An 18,180-nucleotide genomic window follows, 5' to 3' on the forward strand; every position below is an offset into this window, starting at 1 on the left:
GGGCAACTCAGGGCTACCAGTCTACGAAAAAGCCGGCCACGCCCACCAGTACGAGCACCGCCCCGGTAAAGCGGCGCTCGTAGCGGGCCAGGCCCGTCAGGTTCAGGCGGCGCAGGCCGGTGTACGCCCCGGCGACCAGCACGCTCATGGCCCCCACCGACACCACCAGGTAGGTGGCCATGACCAGGGCCAGTGCCAGCGGACCGCGCGTGCCGGCGGACAGAAAAAACGTTTGAATTTCCAGGCAGGGGGCCAGAAACATCGTCGCCGCCAGGCCCAGCACCACCCGGCCCCGCGGCCGCACGGGCACGGGCTCCGGGTCGGGGTGGGTATGGCCCGGCCCGGAAAAGGCGTAGAGCAGGCCGATGACTACCAGTAGGGCCGGGGCCGCGACGCCGGCAAACTGCGAGAAGGCCGCCGACAGGCGCCAGCCCAGCAGCCCCAGCCCCAGGCCCAGCAGCACCGTGCTCAGCACGTGGGCCAGGCCGGCCACCAGCGTTACGCCCACCGCCCGCCGCAAGGGCCAGCGCTCGGCCCGGGCCACGGCCAGCACCGGCGCCCAGTGGTTGGGAATCGCGGCGTGGAGCAGACTGAGCAGCAGGGCACCGGTGAGTAACTGAAGCATGGGCAGAGATTACGGGCGGGGCCAGAAAAGAACCACGGCAATGCCCAACAGGATAATGGCCCCACCGAACATGTCAAACCGGTCGGGCCGGAAGCCGTCAAAGTAGGCGGCCCAGGCAATGGACATGACAATGAAAACGGCCCCGTACACGGCGTAGGTTTTGCCAAACGAAGTGGGCTGCCAGGTGGCCACCCAGCCGTAGAGAACCAGCAGCAGCGCTCCAATCAGTCCCGTCCACGCCGGTCGCCCGGACTTGAGCCACTGCCACATCAGGTAGCCGCCTCCGATTTCGCAGAGGCCGGCCAGAAAAAATACGGCAAGCGGTTTAATCAAAGGCATATGGATGGGGTTAACGTGGCAGAAGCCCATACGGTGGCTATTCTTCCTCTTCGGCGTTTTTGAGCTTCGCCAGCAGGGAATACGCGCCTTCGGTAACAATGGCGGCATTTGCCGCTGTCAGCCCTGCCGGCAGCGTAACCTGGGTGTAGCCGTTTTCGCTCACGCCGGTTTCCACGGCCACCATGCGGTAGCTGCTTTCGCCCTTGGCCGTGGCCTTGTCGTCGGCCACAAAAATGTAGTCCTTGCCCCCAAACTGCACCAGGGCCTTGTCGGGCAGGGCCGGCACGGTGGCCGAGTTGGTTTCGATAACGGCCCGCACGTAGGTGCCGGGCAGGCGGCTGGCGTCCTCGTGGCGCAGGTGGGCGTACACGCGCACGGTGCGGTCTTCGCCCACCGTGCGGCCGATGAGGTATATTTTAGCCTGGTGGTCGGCCCCGGCCGAGTCATTGGCCAGGGTGTAGCGCACGGTCTGGCCGTTGCGCAGCTGCGGCGCGTCCTTCTCGAACACGTTCAACACCACGTCCAGGTGGCCGGGGTCGATGATTTCAAACAGCACGTCGGTTGCCGTCACGCTCTGGCCGGCGCTGGCGTTCACCGTTTTCAGGAAGCCGCCGCGCGGGGCCTTCACCGGGGCCGTGGTCGTGAGCTTGCCGCCCACCGGCAGGCCGGCCAGGCGCAGGCGGGCGGCCTGGGCCGCCACCTGGGCCTGCAGGGCCCGGTACTCGGCCCGGGCCCGCTGGAAGTTTTTCTGCGGAGCTACTTCCTGCCGGTAGAGCTCTTCCTGCCGGGCGTACTCGGAGCGGGCGTATTCGAGCTGGCTGCTCGTTTCCAGGTACTTCTGCTGCAAGTCAAGGAACTCGGGGTTGCGGATGGTGGCCAGCACCTGACCGGCCCGCACCTGCGAGCCCTGCAGCAGGGTGGTGCGCTCCACGATGCCGCCGAGCAGGGCGCTGACGGTCACCGCGTTTTCGGGCGGCGCGTCCAGCGTGCCGTTCACCTTGAGGCCCCCGCTGAGCACCCGGTCCTGCACCTTGCCCAGGCGAATGCCGGCCGTGCGCTGCTCCTCGGGCGAAAGGGTGGTTTCGGTGGGTTCCGCTTCGGCGGCCTCTTTTGCCCCTTCGGCCGCGGGCTGACCGGCCGCGGTGGCAACGGCAGGCGTTCCGGTGGTGGCCTCGGCGGAAGCGCCTTCTTTTTTATCGGTGCCGCAGCCGGCTAGGGCCAGGCCAAACAGCGCCAAAATTGCAATATTCTTCATGGAGAAAATTCAGGAAATCAAGAAAATAAGAGAGTTACTGGGCCGTGCTGTTGAGCAGGTAGTCCAGCTCGATGACGGTCTGGTTATGGTCCAGTAGTACTTCCAGGTAAGCCGTGCGCAGGTTCAGGGCCCGCTCCAGGTTGAGCAGGTACTCGCTGTAGCCGGTTTCGCCGGCCTTGAAGGCCCGGGTGCTCAGGCGCACAATCACGTCGGCCTGCGGCAGGGCCGTTTGCTGGTAGAAGGTGAGCCGCTGCTGCTGCTCGGCGTGGCGGGCCACCAACTCGTCCTGCCGGCCGGCCAGCTCGGCCAGCTGCCGCCGGTACGAGGCCGTGGCCACCTGCTCCTGGAGGCGGGCAGCCTGCACCCGGCTTTTCTGCGGGCCGCGCAGGATGGGAATGCCCACCGAGCCCTGCACGCCCTGGAACCGGTCGCTGCCCGAGTAGTAGCGGTCATCGCCGCCCACCCCGCCGATGGTCTGCGGGCCAATCAGCGACTGGTTGAAATAGCCGAGCGTAACGTTAGGCAAACCCTGGGCCTGTTCGGCGCGGGTAGCGGCCTGGCGCTGGGCAATGAGCTGGCGCAGGACCTGGGCATCCGGGTTTTGCGCCAGGCGGGCCGTGTCGCCCAGGGCGGGTAGCACCACGGGCTCCAGGGGACGCAGCAGACTGTCGGCCACGTCCACTACCTGCGCCTGTTGCAGCAGGGCCTGTAGCTGGCGCTGGGCCACCTGGTAGCCCGTGCGGGCCTGCCGAATCAGGGCCTGGGTTTCGCCCTGCTGCACCAGGGCCGTGGCCGGTTCGAGCCGGGCCACTTCCCCGGTTTTAAAGCGCAGGTTGGCGGCCCGCAGAAACTCGGTGTAGAGGCTGTCCTGCCCGCGCAGCACCTTGAGGCGGTGCCGGGCGTACACGGCCTGCTCGTAGTTCAGGCGCACCTGCCGGCGCAGGTCGGCCTGCACCTGGGCCAGCTGGAACTGCTGGCCGCCTATCTGCGCATCCAGCAGCCGGGCCTGGCTGCGGTACACGCCCGGCAGCGAGAAGGTCTGGCTGATGTTGAACTGGTTGTCCTTGCGGTAGGTGTTGTACTGCCCGTAAGTCACGCCAATGGTGGTGCGGCCCACGTCGGTGGCCGTGCGGCGCAGTGCCTGCTGGGCTTCGAGCGAGCGTTGGGCCACCTGCACCGTGCCGTTGGCTTGCAGCGCCTGCGTGACGGCCTGCTGGGCCGTGAACGGCGCCCCGCCCACGGAAAGCTGCGGCTGCTGGGCCCGGCCCGTGAAAGGTAGGGCTAGCAGCAACAGGGCAAGGGCTCCCGCAACCACGGGGGAAGTTGGCGTCGTGCCCGGTACGCCCGTGGGGACGTCATCGTGCATTTCCTCCTCGTCATCGGCCGGCTTCTTCGCCCGGCTTTCCACCAGGGCGTAGAGGATGGGCAGCACCAGCAGGGTCAGCAGCGTGGCCGTCACCAGGCCGCCGATGACGACGGTGGCCAGGGGGCGCTGCACTTCGGCGCCCGCCGAGGTGGCCAGGGCCATGGGCAAAAAGCCGAGCGAGGCCACCGTGGCCGTCATCAGCACGGGGCGTAGCCGGGTGGCCGTGCCCTGCAGAATCCGTTCTGTTAAGTCCGTCACGCCTTCTTTTTTGAGTTGGTTGAAATAGCCGATGAGCACCACGCCGTTGAGCACGGCCACGCCAAACAGGGCAATGAAGCCCACCCCGGCCGAGATGCTGAAGGGCATGTCGCGCAGCCAGAGCGAGAGCACCCCGCCGATGGCCGAGAGCGGGATGGCCGTGAAAATCATCGTGGCCTGCAGCAGGGAGCGGAAAGTGAAGAAAAGCAGGGCGAAAATCAGCAGCAGGGCCACCGGCACGGCGATGCTCAGGCGCTGCGAGGCCTCGCGCAGGTTCTCGAACTGCCCGCCGTAGGTGGTGTAGTAGCCGGGAGCCAGCTTAAGCTGCTGGTCCACTTTGCCCTGCAATTCCTCTACTACGCTTTCCACGTCGCGGCCGCGCACGTTAAAGGCCACGGTGATGCGGCGCTTGGCGTCGTCGCGCTGAATCTGGTTAGGGCCTTCCACGAGGCTCACATCCGCGAGCTGCTCCAGGGGAATCTGCTCGCCGCGCGGGGTGGCAATGAAGAGTTGGCGCACGCTGGTGATGTCCTTGCGCAGGGCCGGGGGCAGGCGCAGCACGAGGTCGAAGCGGCGCTCCTGCTCGAACACCTGTCCGGCGGCCTGGCCGGCAAAGGCCGTTTGCACGGTGCGGTTCACGTCCTCCACGTTCAGGCCAAACTGGGCCAGTTTGTTGCGGTCAATCTTGACCACAATCTGCGGCAGGCCGGTCACCTGCTCCACGTAGATGTCCTCAGCGCCCTGCACCTGCCGCACGAGCGCAGCGGTGCGGGCGGCGTAGTCGGCCAGCTGGTCGAGGTCTTCGCCGTAAATCTTGAGCACCACATCTTGTTTGGCCCCGGAGATGAGCTCGTTGAAGCGCATCTGAATGGGCTGCTGAAAACCGAACGTGACGCCGGGAATCACGCTCAGGGCTTCGGCCATCTTCTCGGCCAGCTCCGGCTGCGTCTTGGCCGACGTCCACTCCTTGGGGTCTTTCAGGGTCACCATCACGTCGGCCGCTTCCACGGGCATGGGGTCGGTGGGAATCTCGGCCGAGCCAATCTTGGCCACCACTTCCTTTACTTCGGGGAATTGCTTTTTGAGAATTTCACCCACCTGCCCGGTTTTTTCGATGGTGTAGCTCAGCGACGAGCCCGTCAGCGTGCGCATCTCAATGGCAAAGTCGCCTTCCGACAACTGCGGGATGAACTCCCCGCCCAGGGTGCGGAACAAAAGCACCGTACCCACCAGCAGGGCCACCGAGGTGGTTAGCACCACGGCCTTGCGGCGCAGCGCCCAGCTAATCATGGGCCGGTAGCGGGCTTCGAGCCAGCTCATCATCTTATCGGAGAAGGTGCGCTTGGGGGTGGTGTTGCGGCTCAGCCCCAGGGCGGCCATCATCGGCACGTAAGTCAGCGACAGTATCAGGGCCCCGATGATGGCGAAGGCCACGGTCTGGGCCATGGGCTTGAACATCTTGCCCTCAATGCCGGCCAGGGCCAGCAGCGGCAGGTACACAATCAGGATGATGACTTCGGGGAAGCCGGCCGAGTCGCGGATGCCGGCGGCGGCGTGGTAAGTTTCGTCGTCCATCTGCCGCTGCGTGAGCAGGCCGTTCTTGCCGTGGGCCTTGGTGTGGCCGGAATGGATGCGGTGAATGATGCCCTCGACGATAATCACGGCCCCGTCCACGACCAGGCCGAAGTCAATGGCCCCGAGCGAGAGCAGGTTGCCCGACACGCCAAAGAGCTGCATCATGGCAATGGCGAAGAGCATGGCCAGCGGAATGACCGAGGCCACCACGAGGCCCGCGCGCAGGTTGCCCAAAAACAGCACCAGCACGAAAATCACAATCAGCGCGCCCTCAATCAGGTTCTTGGTAACGGTGTGAATGGCCCGGCCCACGAGGTCGGAGCGGTCCAGGTACACGTCCACGGCCACGCCTTCGGGCAGGGATTTTTCCACCGTCTTCATGCGCTCCTTCACGGCCTTGATGACTTCGTTGGCGTTGGCCCCTTTGAGCATGAGCACGATGCCGCCGGTCACTTCGCCCTCGTTGTTGCGGGTCATGGCCCCGTAGCGCACGGCCGAGCCCAGGCGGATGTTGGCCACGTCGCGCACCAGGATGGGCAGGCCGCTTTCGGTGCTGCGCACTACGATGTTGCCGATGTCCTGCGGGTTGGTCACCAGGCCCTCGGTACGGATGGCGTAGGCCGTGGGGTTTTTATCGAGGTAGGCCCCGCCGGTGTTCTGGTTATTGCGCGAGACGGCCTGGTAGACCTCGTCCACGGTGATGTTGAGGGAGCGCAGCCGCTCGGGGTCCAGCGACACTTCGTATTGCTTGAGCAGGCCACCGAAGGATGAAACGTCGGCCACGCCGGGCGTGCCCAGCAGCTGCCGGCGTACTATCCAGTCCTGAATCGTGCGCAGCTCGCGGGCATCGTACTTCTTCTCGTAGCCGGGCTTGGCGCGCACCAGGTACTGGTAGATTTCGCCCAGTCCGGTGGACACCGGCGACATTTCCGGCCGGCCCACGCCGTCTGGTATCTGGCTTTCGGCTTCGCGGAGCCGCTCGGCTACCTGCTGGCGGGCCCAGTAAATGTCGATGCCGTCCTCGAAAATGATGGTGACCACCGAGAGGCCGAAGCGCGAAAACGAGCGCACCTCTTCCTCGCCCGGAATGGTGGCCACGCTCTGCTCGATGGGAAAGGACACCAGCCGCTCGATGTCGTTGGCGGCCAGCGAAGGGGCCACGGTGTACACTACGACCTGGTTGTTGGTGATATCGGGCACCGCGTCGATGGGGAGGCGGTAGAGCGAGTAGCCGCCCCAGGCAATGAGCGCCAGGGTCAGCAGCCCGATGATGAGCTTGTTGTGTATGGAAAAATAGATCAGCTTATTCAGCATGATGACTGGGGGGTAAGACTAGAAATCCTGGGAAGGGGGCGGCCGGAGCCCAGCGGGGCTCGACGGCGGCGGGGTCCGGGCGAGGCCACGGAACGTGCGCATGCGTCAACGGGACCGGACCCCGCACCGGGGCCCGGTCCCGTAGGGGACCCGAAAAACAGGAAACTAGGCTTGGGGGGGCTGCCAGATGCTGCCCGGCATCTGCCGGGCGGCCGGGGGCTGCAGGCGCGAGTACCGGCCCGAGGCGTAAAATACCTTGGGGGGCGCCGTCAACGCCAAGCGCAGCGCCGTGGGCAGCGACGTGCCGGCGCAGCAGTGGCACTGGCATAGCGGCGTGCACCAATCACCCGCCAGATGGGAAGCCGCCTCGTGGGAAGTTGCGCTGACAAACGTCTGCGTGCTGTTCGCGCGCACCGGCTCCCGGTCTACGCAGGGCAGACAGGCGAGCAGGGCCAGGTAACAAGCAAAGAAGACGGAGAATAAACGCATTCCAGGGGGTAGGATGGTGCAAACCTACGGATTTCGCGCCGATAAGGATACACCCTTGGGCAAAGTGGGCCTATTCTGCCGGCGCCCGACACAGGGTATGGCTGCTGATAAGCCACTGGTCGTGCTGGCGAACAACGACCGAAATAGCCGTGTAGCCCTGACCAGGCAAACGGCGCCTACGGGTGGAAACAGGAGTATCCCGGTAATAAGTTTCCACGACGACTGCCGTGTCAGGCCCCGGCAGGAGGCTCACCCGGTACTGCCTTAGCGGGGAAGCGGGGCGGCACCAGCCGCGGCAGCCGGCCAGGTGAACGAAACGGTGCTTCGGTAAAGGCTCCGTTTGGTCCAGGAGCCAGGCCGCACGGGTAAAGAGCGCCACGGCGGCGGCGGAATCTCCGACGGCAACGGCGTGGCGAAACGTGCGCATGGTCAGTAAAATTGCCGCTTCCGTGGGGGCATCGCGCCGGCTGAGACCGGCGGCGTGCCCTACCCCGCCGGGCAACCCGGCGGAAGTAAACGACAGCAGCGAGGATGCCAGGAGCAAGTACCCAGCAAGTGAGAGTGGACGCATCGAAAATGCAGGTAGATATTTTCCTTACACGTCGAAAAGGTCATTGGGTTGACGTAAGGGGAGGTAAACAGCGGTCCAGCAACCATGGGAGGAGCATCCCGTTAGCTGGGCCAAACCCGACGCTATACCTATTTGCCATGCTTGCTGCCCTCATCCACGCTGAACTTACGGAAGCCCGTGCCGTGCTTGACCGGTTTCTGGCCGACGCCGAAAATCTTGTCCGCATCGAGCAGGCTGCCCGCCTGATGAGCACTTGCCTGGCAGGCCGGGGGAAAATCCTGAGCTGCGGCAACGGCGGCTCCCTGTGCGATGCCCAGCATTTTGCCGAGGAACTCACTGGTCGCTACCGCCAGGACCGCCCCGCCCTGGCGGCCATTGCCCTCACCGAAGCCGCCCACCTGAGCTGCGTGGCCAACGACTACGGCTACGAGCAGGTGTTCAGCCGCTACGTGCAGGCCCTGGGCCGCCCCGGCGACGTGCTACTGGCCATCAGCACCAGCGGCCACTCACCCAACGTGCTGCGCGCGGCCGAGGCCGCCCGCGAAGCCGGAATGCAGGTCGTGGCCCTGACGGGCAAAGACGGCGGACCCTTGGCGGCGCTGGCCCACGTGGAAATCCGGGTGCCCCACTCCGGTTATGCCGACCGCATCCAGGAAATGCACGTGAAAGTCATTCACATCCTGCTGCGCCTGATTGAGGCACTGCTGGACAAGCCGGCAGGTAGTGCCTCCTGAGCCTTTCGCTTATGCGAAGCTTCCCACCCTTGCCGAAAGGCACTCACGGCCGTGGCCCAGTCCGGGGTGCCGTGGGCCCGCAGCACGGGCAGCAGGTCGGCCGTCAGGGCAAAATGCAGCAGGGGACTGGTTGGGCAGAGCGCGGGGTTGTCGGGGTTGCGCAGCACCAGGCCCGCTGCTACCAGCGGCAGCAGCACCTGGTCCCGCATAAGCAGAAACGTGCGCTCCGTCGACGCGTCAGCCCAGCCGTAGACGGAGCGCATGAAACTGCGGATGCCCCGCGCCATGCCCTTGCGCTCATTGGTGGCCTGGACCCAGGGCGTATCTGGCCCTACCCCAGCCAGGGCCAGCAGGGTCAGCCCGGCCAGTTTGGTGGTTAGCGGCCCCGGCAGCGCCAGCGCTGCCAGTATCTGTTGGGCCTCACTCACGCGGGGGTGGTAAAATTCCATGGCAGGGAGCTTAACAGAGGCTGTTTTGAAGTTGCTAGCGCCGGAAGCTCAAACCCAGAAAATAAGTGGTTTGGGTGTCCTTGGTCAGGGCCAGGTTGATGCCCGTATCCAGTTGCAGGTTGTCGCCCAGCCGCAGGGTGGGGCCGCCGTTGAGCGTGGCCGTCCAGCCCGGATTCCGGGTGTCCCAGGCGGTGGCAAGCTCCACAAAGCCGCCCAGGGTTTTATACAGGTCGTGGCCCACGGTGAGGGTGGGGGCCAGCTCCAGGTAATGCTCTTTGACTTCGCTGTCGCGGTTGAGCGTGGCCTGCAGCTGGGTGCCCAAGGTAAAGTCGTGGGGCAATTGGACGGAGAAAGGCGTAACAATGCCGCCCTCCCAGGCCCCGTTGCCGCAGCTGCGGCCCGTAGGCAGCTTCACAAAGGGCATCAGGGCAAAGCCCGTAGGCCCGCCGTCGTTGCCCCACAGGTTGCGCTTAAGGCGCACGGTGACGTCGCCAAAGCCTGCGCGCCGCGTGCTCGTCTCGCCGACCCCCTCGGTCTGAATGGTGTAGGATTCCACCACCACCTGCAGGTCCACATTATGGGTGAGGCCCATTTTCAGGTTGGCGTGATTGAGGCCCAATTCTTCCGCGGCGGTCTGCTCGTCCAGGCGCGAGCGGCCCAGGCGCAGCAGGTCGGTTTCGATTTGGAAGTGACCCGCGTCGACGGAATAGGCGCTTTCCGTAGCGTCAGGACGGTCGGTGCTCAGGGGCCGCATCAGCGCGGTGGGTACCGGCTTGAATAGGGTGTAGACGTGCTTGCGAGCCCGTAGGGTATCCACTCCCCCGGGGGCGGGAGCCGGCAAGCCGGTAGGCACCTGGGACAGCGCGGGCGCGGCACTGCCCAAGGCAATGAGGACGGAGAGGAGGCAGTGTGCGCGCATAGAACGAGAGGAATTAAGAAGCAAGGCGGGGGCAATCCAGGCCATGAGGCTGGGGAAATTCAATTTGGGAGGAGCCGTTTGCTTAGCTGAAAAAGGTCTGAAACAGCAGGTAGGCGTTCAGCGCGATGATGATGCCCGATACCGTCCAGGCCAAAATCTGCACCACGGGGCCGTTGGTAAACACGCCCATCTTGGCGCGGCTGCTGGTAAAGAGCACCAGCGGCACCACCGCGAAGCTGAGCTGCAGCGAGAGAATGACCTGGCTGAGCACCAGCAGCTGGCCAGTGCCCTTCTCGCCGTAGATGAGGGTTACAATCAGGGCCGGTACCACGGCAATGCTGCGGGTGACCAAGCGGCGCAGCCAGGGCTTTAGCCGGATGTTGAGAAAGCCTTCCATCACAATCTGCCCGGCCAGCGTGCCGGTGAGCGTGGAGTTCTGGCCGGCGGCCAGCAGGGCCACGGCGAAGAGCATGCTGGCCGCGCCCGCGCCCAGCACCGGCGTGAGCAGCTGGTGGGCGTCGTTGATGTCGGCCACGTTGTACATGCCCGTTTTGTGGAAGGTCGCGGCGGCCGTGACCAGGATGGCCGCGTTCACGAAAAAGGCCAGAAACAAGGCCACTGTGGAGTCGATGGTGGCGAACTTGATGGCCATGCGCTTGCCGGGCTCGGTCTGCTCAATCTGGCGGGTCTGCACGATGCTGGAGTGCAGGTACAGGTTGTGCGGCATCACGGTGGCGCCCAGAATGCCGATGGCGATGTAGAGCATCTGGGGGTTGGTTACCACTTCGGGCCGGGGCACGAGGCCGCCGAGCATAGCGTAGTAGTCCGGGTTCGAGACGATGATTTCGTACACGAAGCAGCCGAAGATGATGACGATGAGGCCGGCCACGATGCTCTCAATCACGCGGAAGCCTTTGTTCTGGAAGTAGAGCACCACCAGCACGTCGAGCACCGTGAGCACCACGCCCCAGCTCAGGGGCAGGCCGAAGAGCAGGTTCAGGGCAATGGCCGAGCCGATGACTTCGGCCAGGTCGCAGGCGGCAATGGCCACTTCGCATAGTACCCACAGTACCATGGCCACCGGCTTGGAGTAGTGGTCGCGGCAGGCCTGGGCCAGGTCGCGACCCGTCACGATGCCCAGCTTGGCCGCCAAGTGCTGCAGCAGCATGGCGAACAGGTTGGAAATCAAAATCACGGACAGCAGCGTGTAGCCGTAGCGCGAGCCGCCGGCCAGGTCGGTGGCCGCCTGGGCCGTGCCGCTGCCCTGTTTGGCCTAGGCTTCGGGCTTGGACTTGCGCGAAGAAATGAGGGCAATTTCCGACATGGAAAACACGCCGTTGGACTTCATCAGCAAGAGAATAATGAGTAGTGCCATAGAGTGTGGGTATACCACAAGTACGCTAGCCAGCCAGCTAAAGCCACACGCTACATTTTAACTCCCCCGAAAGTGTAAAGGCCTTGTTTACCAGCAAGTAGCTGTTAGTTTCTCTAGCCATTCCTTCTAAGCTTGCAGTTGAGCTCTTAGCGTAACCCTTGCATTTTCAGGAACAGACCGCCCGGGTTTTTGGTAGCCTTGATTTTATCGGTCTTCAGCTTGTAAATGAAGGCAAACAAGGCATCCACGTGCTTGGGAGACTGCAGAATGTCCTGCACCAGCTTGGGCTCTTGCACGCCCAGGGTTTCGAGGTGCTTGCGGGCCAGCTGCACCTTGGCATCATCGGCCTCCAGCTCGAAGGGGATGGGCAGCTGCTGGGGCACCTGGGTGTTGACGTAAAATTTGATGCTCTGGAAGGAGCGTCCTTTCTTGAGCAGCTCGTACTTGATGCGCAGGTCGGTGTGCTCGTTTATCTGCGTCGTGGCCACGTCGAGCACGTACTTCTGCAGCGAAGAAATTTGAGCGTACTGCTCGGGCTCCTTGCCCGCGGGGTCCTTGAGCTTGAGCATGCCCTTGAACTCATCTAGGGAGTAGGTCTTGGTTTCCCCGATGTCCTTCCACTGCGAAGCCAGCTGGTAGATGCGCTTGGCGTACTTGCTGCTGAGGCTAAAAGCGGCCTGCAAGCGGTAGGACGTGAAGTTGCTCTTCAAGTCTATGAGGAAGGGGCGCATGCGCTCGGATATCTCCAGCTCAATGGTGCCCTCACCCTTGCGGTACAGGGCCGAAGCCAGCAGGCTTACCTGCAGCAGGGTTTTGCCCGTCTCGATGTGGTAGACCCGGCTGTTGAGGTTCTCGGTGGATTCGAGCAGCTGCTTGTAGTTCCAGGTCCGGCCTGTCATCTCCATCAGCTCCTGCACCCGGATTTCGTAGATGGTGCCGGCCTTGTCCTGCTTGGTGAGCTTGGAGAGCAGCGAGAAGACGATGTCCATCTCGCAGGCACTCATCTCGTAGCGGGCCGTCGTCAGCGCGTTATGCTGCCGAATTTCTATCGGGACGGTGGATTCGGGCGCGGCCATACGCAGCTACTGTGGTGAAACAAAGCAAACATACGGCTTAAATCGGAAACTAATAGAGCCAAATCCTGAATCTATGAGTAAGCGGAAAGCTGGTAGCTTCACTGGCTTATAAAAGCTATTAGTTAGACTTATGAAACCTATTAGTTAGCCCGCCGCGAGTTTTTGCCGAGGCTTATAAAAGCTATTAGTTAGACTTATAAAAGCTATTAGTTGGAAGCCCGCCAGCAGGGAGTCTCGAAAACCACTAACTACGCGTGACTTATAAAATCTATTAGTTCGCGGGGAGCAGGCCTTATGATAGCCCGAAAATTTGGCTCTATTAGTTAGCTTATCAAACCTATTAGTTTGGCTTATGAAACCTATTAGTCAGCTTATGAAAGCTATTACCTCGCTTATCAAACCTATTAGTTGACTTATAAAACCTATTACTAAAGCCGCTTAAGACGCTGAGGTACAAAAAGTTGCGAGCCCTGCAAATACCTTAAATACTTAAAATACTCACAAGCTTGTTGAAGCTGGAGTACAAAAGCTTATAAAGTGGTGGTTTAGGCCGATACCCGAACGAAAACAACAAAAAGAGGAGTCTAAACAAGCACAAAATGGGATTGCACTTTTTAAAGATTTTTTTACCTTTTTCTACCATTTAGAACATCCCTGTATGCTTCAAAGGTAACTTAAAAACTACGCTGATAGCTCACAGATGGCTCATTAATAGATTTTATAAGTCTGGTATGAAGCTCTCTGTAGCTTCTCCAGCAACACCCGAAACAGGGCAGAGAGGAGCACCTAAGCATGGTTGCAGTGCAAATAGCGGCCTCTGGGCTTATAAAACCTATTTTTTAGCAGGCTTGGGGGCTACAGTTCAGCTGAGCAGGTAAGTGAACTAATAGGTTTTATAAGCCAAAATGCATGGTAGCGGCATCAGGTATCAGGTTATGTAATGCCACAGGAGAGCTCAGCGAGACATTGACCTGTTTCCTTGTCTGTAACGGAGCGACGGTAAGCTCCTCAGGACTTATAAAATGGCTTCTATGTACCCCTGACGGGCATTGGGACGTAGGTGAAAACGCTTTGACTTGTTTCCTTCGCGCCTAAAGCCCCATTCTGTTACTGTCCTGGCTAATCTTAATAATCACTCCTGAGCCCAGCATGGCGTAGCCAGGAAAAAGATACACCACATATGATTGAAGAAGTAACCGGCCAGACCGACGTTACCCCTCTGCCATTCCCAGACTTGAATTTGACCGTTTCCTACGCCGATGCGCTGCTCTATGCCCAGGGAAGGTTAAAAATGCTGGGCAGTGGGGAATTGAAGCCTTTTTGTGAGACGCACCAACTCACCTACACCAACATTGTCAACCTGAAAAATGGCAAGCTAAAGCGCGAGGAGCCGCGCCTCGTGCAGCGCGTGCTCAGTAGCTTGGGCTTATCCGCGCAGCAGCTGCACTTTCCCCTTACAGGTCAGACCACATGGTTTGTGTTGCCGGATGCCGAGGCACTGGCTTCCTTTCAGGCGCAGCTCCATTTCCTCACAGTACCGAAGGCTTAAGTAAGCGTGGGTACTAGGAACCAGCGATAGTAGCAGAAGCTCGATAGGGGGTGTTGTACCAGTAAAGTAATTGTTCTTCGTCTTCTAATAGAACGGCCTGCGGCATGATATTCCAAAAAGAATATTAGTTTGTCTATTAGTATGCAAGTGACTTATTGCGCTTGAGAATACTGAGCTGCCCTTATAAGAAAAGGATGCATCCTTTCGGATACTGTGTCAAACTGTTCAGGGTCAAGTAAGCGACTCTTATGAGTAAGAGTAACCATTTGAGCCCCAAAATCAATATCATGTGTTTCTTCAATAGCTAAAATGAGTTGAGTATTTTTAGGCTGATTGTCGATAATGAATTTCAACATTAGTGGCAGGTTTTCTTTGTCTTGGCCTTGTTGGTTAGGGGCGTCAATGACAATTGGGCAAAATGCTGATGAGCCATACTCGCGGACTAAATGAAGAATGCTGTAGTAGTAAGCCATTAGCGCCCTTGGCTTAGCACTGCCGGATTCCTTAATAGTAGAAGACATTGATTTGTAGAATTTTTCTTGAAGCGAGCGCACGTTCAAACCTTTTAGGAAGGTGGACATATACCGGAGGTACTTTTCATTAATCGCCTCCTTGCGTTCCTTGTCATCCAATTCCTTTATTGTATCCTCATAGCGCTTCTTTTCAACCAGTACGTTTTTGAGACGCTTAGTATACTGCTCAACCTCTTCTATAAGCATATTCTTAATTTCACGCTTACCCTCGCTAGCAATAAGGTCTCTAAGCTTTACCTCCTCTTTTTTAGCACCAAGTCGTTTCTCAATATCTACAATAAGAAAATTGTTAGAGGAAAATAGTGTGGACGTTTCCTTAATGCTAGCATCAACCGTTTCTAATTCCTCTTTAAGCTCCGTTATTAAGTCTATACACTTCTTTTCGTCCTGGGCCATCTCAAAGCGCTCAGCAAATGAATTTTTGTATTCAGCACCACAACTTGGGCATTCTACAAAATCTTCTAACACATCTGTGGCATAATTATAATCATCTTGTGTTTCTTCAAGTGCCCGTCTAGTGATTTGAAGCTGTGATTCAATACTAGCCTTCGTGTTATAATCGTGTGCTAATTTGTGTTTTATCTTGTTTTGGTCTGAATTTACCTGTTCACAAACAAGTAAAAGTTCTGAAATTTCTTTCTGGAACTCTTCAATATTGACTATGAATTCGTTTTTAGCGATTTTCTCTTTTAGGTTAGCAAGAAGTCCCTTTACTATCTTCTCTTCAGTAGATAGCGTCTTAACCTTGTCATCAATCAACTTTATCTCGCCTTTAGCTTCAAAGTATTCATTTGGCTTTAAGCCGGTGTGATAGCTTATCAAATCACCCTTGGCATTTGGCAAATACAAGCGGTCGAATGAGGCCCAGTTTTTAGCCCAACCAAGGTCTTGGTCAATATAATATGGTAAGAATAGATACGCAGGCGGTGGTGTGATTATTTCTGTTTTTTGATTGACCAGTTTAAGTTTGAAATCAAACAGCACAGCTAGGATAGTACTTAGCTCGGATACTTTGGTAGATTGAAATTCAATTTCCCCATTGTGATTAAATAAGGTGTAAAAGCCACCCTGTTTCATCATGGAGTACGGAACCCGGTCAACCGTAAAACGAACGATAGAGATAACCTCTGCCGCCTGCCAAGTTGGGTGCAGTTGATGAGGCTGAGCACCAAACGTGTAATAAATAGACTTCATTAGGCAAGATTTGCCTGTACTATTCATCCCCGCTATCACTGTCCTTCTTTTGTCGAAGGTTAGGCTTAGGGCGCCTTTTTCCTTTTGGGATAGTAACAGAATCTCTTTTAAGTAAAACTCCTTCATGTGACCAATTTCTAAGCGTGCGGACGAGTTGGTTAAAATTGCCTTTTTCCATTATTCATACAGGTGAAAAAGTAAAATTGTCCTTAGGTAATCGTCGTCAATGAAGCTTGCAGTTGTGATGTTTTGTTTTGCCTCTACAAATAAACAATCAAGAGTAACCCACAATGTTGCCCCACGGCAAGAGCTTTTATCAACAATATTTTTTGATTTTGCAATCAATGTTTTAAGCATTTGATTTGAGTGATTACTTCTCTCAACATCGTAGAGCTTTGCATAACGTTTGAAGGTTCTGACAAAGTCAAAATCAATCTGCTCAGCATTAAGACGGCCCTCTACACGAGAGATAGTTAACTCAAGTTTGTCGTCACTTGTAACCATCGCGAGGTACTTTTCAAAGTCATCCCGACTTATAGACTTCTTCTCTTTCAGGGTTTGAAAGTCTGTAATGGTTTCTTCAACGTTGCTTTTTCGCCTAACCTCTTCAAATATGTTCTTGTAAAGAGTAACAACTTGATATTTTTTCCCAGGAAACTTGGCTTCTATAAAATCTGCGAGTTCTGCTTTAGCTAGCTGGTCGTGTTTTGCAATACTCAACTGTCCAACTTTGAAAAACATAATGTCCTTAAAGTTGCCTAAGTCTGATAGTGAATATTCAATTTTTAGCCCATCGAGAATTTTATTTAAATCCACATCACACAACTCCCCGCATTTAAAACCAAGCACGTCATCACAATTAACATTATTGGAAAGACTTCCTTTTATTTTTGCATTGGTTACAAAACATAGTGACTCAACTTGCCCCTTGTATTTTATAATATTATCATACATTTTTCCTAAATAGGAATTTTTCAGTTGACCAGCTTTATTTTTGCTGCGCTTAAGCAGGTCACCGATTTTCCAGTGCGTGACTTTCTCAGTCTGGGTCTTAACCTGAAAAAATGAAATTTTCTGGGGGTCTAAACTGGAATCGAATATGATTATATCGTCATGGTACTCAAAGCTCACCAGATAATCATCTGGCTTGGCATGCAGTTCCAAAATCTTGCATATAGCCCAGTTCTTCTGATAGTCAAATCTATTGGAAGCAGTGGAACCTCCCTTTTCCCTAGGCAGAATTGAGAACACCTCGTCTTTTATTGACATCGAGTAACTTGAAAGACAACCACATTTTGTGCAATCTTAACCAGAAAAATCTACTTCCTAGTCAAATCCCTAGGGGGGCGTACAGAAAGGCCACCATAACAATTTGCAATCAATGCGTGTCTGTAACTCTTCTATGGCTTAAAAGCTGAAACGGTAGTCTCAGCGCTGTAAATTGCAAAAAGCAGCTTATGGTCCGCCCCAGTGCTGATGTTGGACATGTTCCATTGACGCCATCTGTAACCATGTTCTGTAGTGTACAAGGTTAGCTTTCTCATAATGGCGAAATAGATGGCTATAAATCAACGGTTTATAGTCCAAGCTTCTGGGCCGCATTATGCTGGCGCACATTATCAAGTCGGGTGTAGCGCCTAATCATCTCCGAAGTCTTGTGCTTGGTCTGGTTCATGACCTCACTATCATCAGCCCCGTTAAGCTTGGCTACCGTTACGAACGAGGCCCGCAGTGAGTGCGCCGTAAACTTCGGGCCCAGGTGCCGCTGCACGATTTTGTTAAGATGGACGTCGGTGAGTCGGCGGTCCGTGAGTCGTCCTCCTTTACGGAAGGATACCAGAATTGGCCCTGAAGTTCGTTCCAAAAGCCGTAACCACGCCTGCAGGGTGCGAATGGGGCAGAGGGCAGGGTCCGGCGAGTAGAAAATGGCTTTTTCCTCCGCTTCGCCCAACTGGTTGGTCTTGCTACGCTTCAGGTTGATGGTGAGCCCGTCTTCGGAGAACGTCAAGTCGTCTAGGTCCAGCGACGACAGCTCTGACCGCCGAAACGCCCCAGTAAAGCCCAAGAGCAGAATCACCTTGTCGCGCAGCCCCGCCGGCGTTGTGGCATCGAGGTGCTTGAGGGTGCGCTTGAAGCTGGCCAGCGAAAACGCGGGGGCTTGCTTTTGCCGAACGCCTTTCACCCGGCTGATGCCGTCCATGAGCACCTTGAATTTCTTGTCGTCCGTGGGCGAGGCCAGGTCGCGCAGTGCGTGGGCTTTGCTGATGGCCGCGCAGCTGCGCTGAATGGTCGACACCTTTTTGCCGGCTTCGGCCAAGTGGGTCACAAAACCCGCGAGCGTATCCACCGACGCCGGCAGCGCCACCTGCCCATGGGCGGTGCACCACTCGGTGAAGCGGCGCCAGTCACCAGCATAAGCCCGGGCCGTGTTTGGTGCTCCTTGCAGGCCGGCTTCGACATACCGAGTCGTGTGTTCGGTCAGGTGCGCCAGACCGGCGGAAGCGGGCAATGAGGGAATGACGGGGACGGAGCTCACGGCAGCCTATATATAAGGTGTGA

Annotated in this window: 14 protein-coding genes and 1 pseudogene; 2 read left to right on the top strand and 13 right to left on the bottom strand. The window is 57.8% G+C overall.

The features are described 5' to 3' along the window. Positions 1 to 13 precede the first annotated feature (13 nt). The 6 genes from I5L79_RS19470 to I5L79_RS19495 all read right to left on the bottom strand — a co-directional run bounded on the left by I5L79_RS19470 (position 14) and on the right by I5L79_RS19495 (position 7,792). Positions 14 to 625 (bottom strand): hypothetical protein, encoded by a 612-nt coding sequence (locus tag I5L79_RS19470; protein ID WP_196956750.1) that lies wholly within the window; start codon positions 623 to 625, stop codon positions 14 to 16. Between the two features lie 9 nt (positions 626 to 634). After that, entirely contained in the window at positions 635 to 964 is a 330-nt protein-coding gene (locus I5L79_RS19475) for a YnfA family protein (RefSeq protein WP_196956751.1), read from the bottom strand. A 37-nt stretch (positions 965 to 1,001) separates the two neighbouring features. Next, positions 1,002 to 2,219 (bottom strand): efflux RND transporter periplasmic adaptor subunit, encoded by a 1,218-nt coding sequence (locus I5L79_RS19480; RefSeq protein ID WP_196956752.1) that lies wholly within the window; start codon positions 2,217 to 2,219, stop codon positions 1,002 to 1,004. A gap of 34 nt (positions 2,220 to 2,253) precedes the next feature. Beyond that, positions 2,254 to 6,732, bottom strand: coding sequence for a CusA/CzcA family heavy metal efflux RND transporter (locus I5L79_RS19485; protein ID WP_196956753.1), 4,479 nt, complete (start codon positions 6,730 to 6,732; stop codon positions 2,254 to 2,256). 165 nt (positions 6,733 to 6,897) lie between these two features. After that, the gene (locus I5L79_RS19490; protein ID WP_196956754.1) at positions 6,898 to 7,221 is read right to left on the bottom strand and encodes a DUF6660 family protein; all 324 of its coding nucleotides are present in this window, start codon (positions 7,219 to 7,221) and stop codon (positions 6,898 to 6,900) included. Positions 7,222 to 7,291: 70 nt separating this feature from the next. After that, positions 7,292 to 7,792, bottom strand: a complete 501-nt coding sequence (locus tag I5L79_RS19495) for a hypothetical protein (protein WP_196956755.1) — start codon at positions 7,790 to 7,792, stop codon at positions 7,292 to 7,294. A 137-nt stretch (positions 7,793 to 7,929) separates the two neighbouring features. Here I5L79_RS19495 and lpcA point away from each other — a divergent pair, with 137 nt between their 5' ends. Further along, positions 7,930 to 8,526: a D-sedoheptulose 7-phosphate isomerase gene (lpcA, locus tag I5L79_RS19500; protein WP_196956756.1), complete on the top strand. Its 597-nt coding sequence runs from the start codon at positions 7,930 to 7,932 to the stop codon at positions 8,524 to 8,526. On the opposite strand, the gene I5L79_RS19505 is transcribed toward lpcA, so the two are convergent. The 4 genes and pseudogenes from I5L79_RS19505 to I5L79_RS19520 form a co-directional block, all read right to left on the bottom strand. Next, a complete protein-coding gene (locus I5L79_RS19505) occupies positions 8,466 to 8,975 on the bottom strand; it encodes a hypothetical protein (RefSeq protein ID WP_196956757.1) in 510 nt (169 codons plus the stop codon). The genes lpcA and I5L79_RS19505 overlap by 61 nt on opposite strands. Positions 8,976 to 9,009: 34 nt before the next feature. Further along, the gene (locus tag I5L79_RS19510; RefSeq protein ID WP_196956758.1) at positions 9,010 to 9,894 is read right to left on the bottom strand and encodes a transporter; all 885 of its coding nucleotides are present in this window, start codon (positions 9,892 to 9,894) and stop codon (positions 9,010 to 9,012) included. Between the two features lie 82 nt (positions 9,895 to 9,976). Further along, positions 9,977 to 11,137: pseudogene (locus I5L79_RS19515) on the bottom strand (Nramp family divalent metal transporter); the annotation flags it as partial. Between the two features lie 278 nt (positions 11,138 to 11,415). Continuing rightward, positions 11,416 to 12,345, bottom strand: a complete 930-nt coding sequence (locus I5L79_RS19520) for a replication initiation protein (protein ID WP_196956759.1) — start codon at positions 12,343 to 12,345, stop codon at positions 11,416 to 11,418. Positions 12,346 to 13,579: 1,234 nt separating this feature from the next. Here I5L79_RS19520 and I5L79_RS19525 point away from each other — a divergent pair. Next, positions 13,580 to 13,894, top strand: coding sequence for a hypothetical protein (locus I5L79_RS19525; RefSeq protein WP_196956760.1), 315 nt, complete (start codon positions 13,580 to 13,582; stop codon positions 13,892 to 13,894). A 152-nt stretch (positions 13,895 to 14,046) separates the two neighbouring features. On the opposite strand, the gene I5L79_RS19530 is transcribed toward I5L79_RS19525, so the two are convergent. From I5L79_RS19530 to I5L79_RS19540, 3 genes are all read right to left on the bottom strand, one after another. Beyond that, entirely contained in the window at positions 14,047 to 15,747 is a 1,701-nt protein-coding gene (locus tag I5L79_RS19530; protein WP_196956761.1) for a coiled-coil domain-containing protein, read from the bottom strand. 51 nt (positions 15,748 to 15,798) lie between these two features. Further along, positions 15,799 to 16,890 (bottom strand): dsDNA nuclease domain-containing protein, encoded by a 1,092-nt coding sequence (locus tag I5L79_RS19535; protein WP_196956762.1) that lies wholly within the window; start codon positions 16,888 to 16,890, stop codon positions 15,799 to 15,801. A gap of 307 nt (positions 16,891 to 17,197) precedes the next feature. Beyond that, a complete protein-coding gene (locus I5L79_RS19540; protein WP_317191399.1) occupies positions 17,198 to 18,157 on the bottom strand; it encodes a site-specific integrase in 960 nt (319 codons plus the stop codon). Positions 18,158 to 18,180: the final 23 nt, after the last annotated feature.

This window comes from Hymenobacter guriensis (assembly GCF_015773195.1).
Taxonomy (GTDB): domain Bacteria; phylum Bacteroidota; class Bacteroidia; order Cytophagales; family Hymenobacteraceae; genus Hymenobacter; species Hymenobacter guriensis.

What these genes read in the sequence shown, in the direction of transcription:
- I5L79_RS19470 (WP_196956750.1), bottom strand. Translation starts at nt 625, where the DNA reads ATGCTTCAGTTACTCACCGGTGCCCTGCTGCTCAGTCTGCTCCACGCC.
- I5L79_RS19475 (WP_196956751.1), bottom strand. Translation starts at nt 964, where the DNA reads ATGCCTTTGATTAAACCGCTTGCCGTATTTTTTCTGGCCGGCCTCTGC.
- I5L79_RS19480 (WP_196956752.1), bottom strand. Translation starts at nt 2,219, where the DNA reads ATGAAGAATATTGCAATTTTGGCGCTGTTTGGCCTGGCCCTAGCCGGC.
- I5L79_RS19485 (WP_196956753.1), bottom strand. Translation starts at nt 6,732, where the DNA reads ATGCTGAATAAGCTGATCTATTTTTCCATACACAACAAGCTCATCATC.
- I5L79_RS19490 (WP_196956754.1), bottom strand. Translation starts at nt 7,221, where the DNA reads ATGCGTTTATTCTCCGTCTTCTTTGCTTGTTACCTGGCCCTGCTCGCC.
- I5L79_RS19495 (WP_196956755.1), bottom strand. Translation starts at nt 7,792, where the DNA reads ATGCGTCCACTCTCACTTGCTGGGTACTTGCTCCTGGCATCCTCGCTG.
- lpcA (WP_196956756.1), top strand. Translation starts at nt 7,930, where the DNA reads ATGCTTGCTGCCCTCATCCACGCTGAACTTACGGAAGCCCGTGCCGTG.
- I5L79_RS19505 (WP_196956757.1), bottom strand. Translation starts at nt 8,975, where the DNA reads ATGGAATTTTACCACCCCCGCGTGAGTGAGGCCCAACAGATACTGGCA.
- I5L79_RS19510 (WP_196956758.1), bottom strand. Translation starts at nt 9,894, where the DNA reads ATGCGCGCACACTGCCTCCTCTCCGTCCTCATTGCCTTGGGCAGTGCC.
- I5L79_RS19520 (WP_196956759.1), bottom strand. Translation starts at nt 12,345, where the DNA reads ATGGCCGCGCCCGAATCCACCGTCCCGATAGAAATTCGGCAGCATAAC.
- I5L79_RS19530 (WP_196956761.1), bottom strand. Translation starts at nt 15,747, where the DNA reads ATGAAGGAGTTTTACTTAAAAGAGATTCTGTTACTATCCCAAAAGGAA.
- I5L79_RS19535 (WP_196956762.1), bottom strand. Translation starts at nt 16,890, where the DNA reads ATGTCAATAAAAGACGAGGTGTTCTCAATTCTGCCTAGGGAAAAGGGA.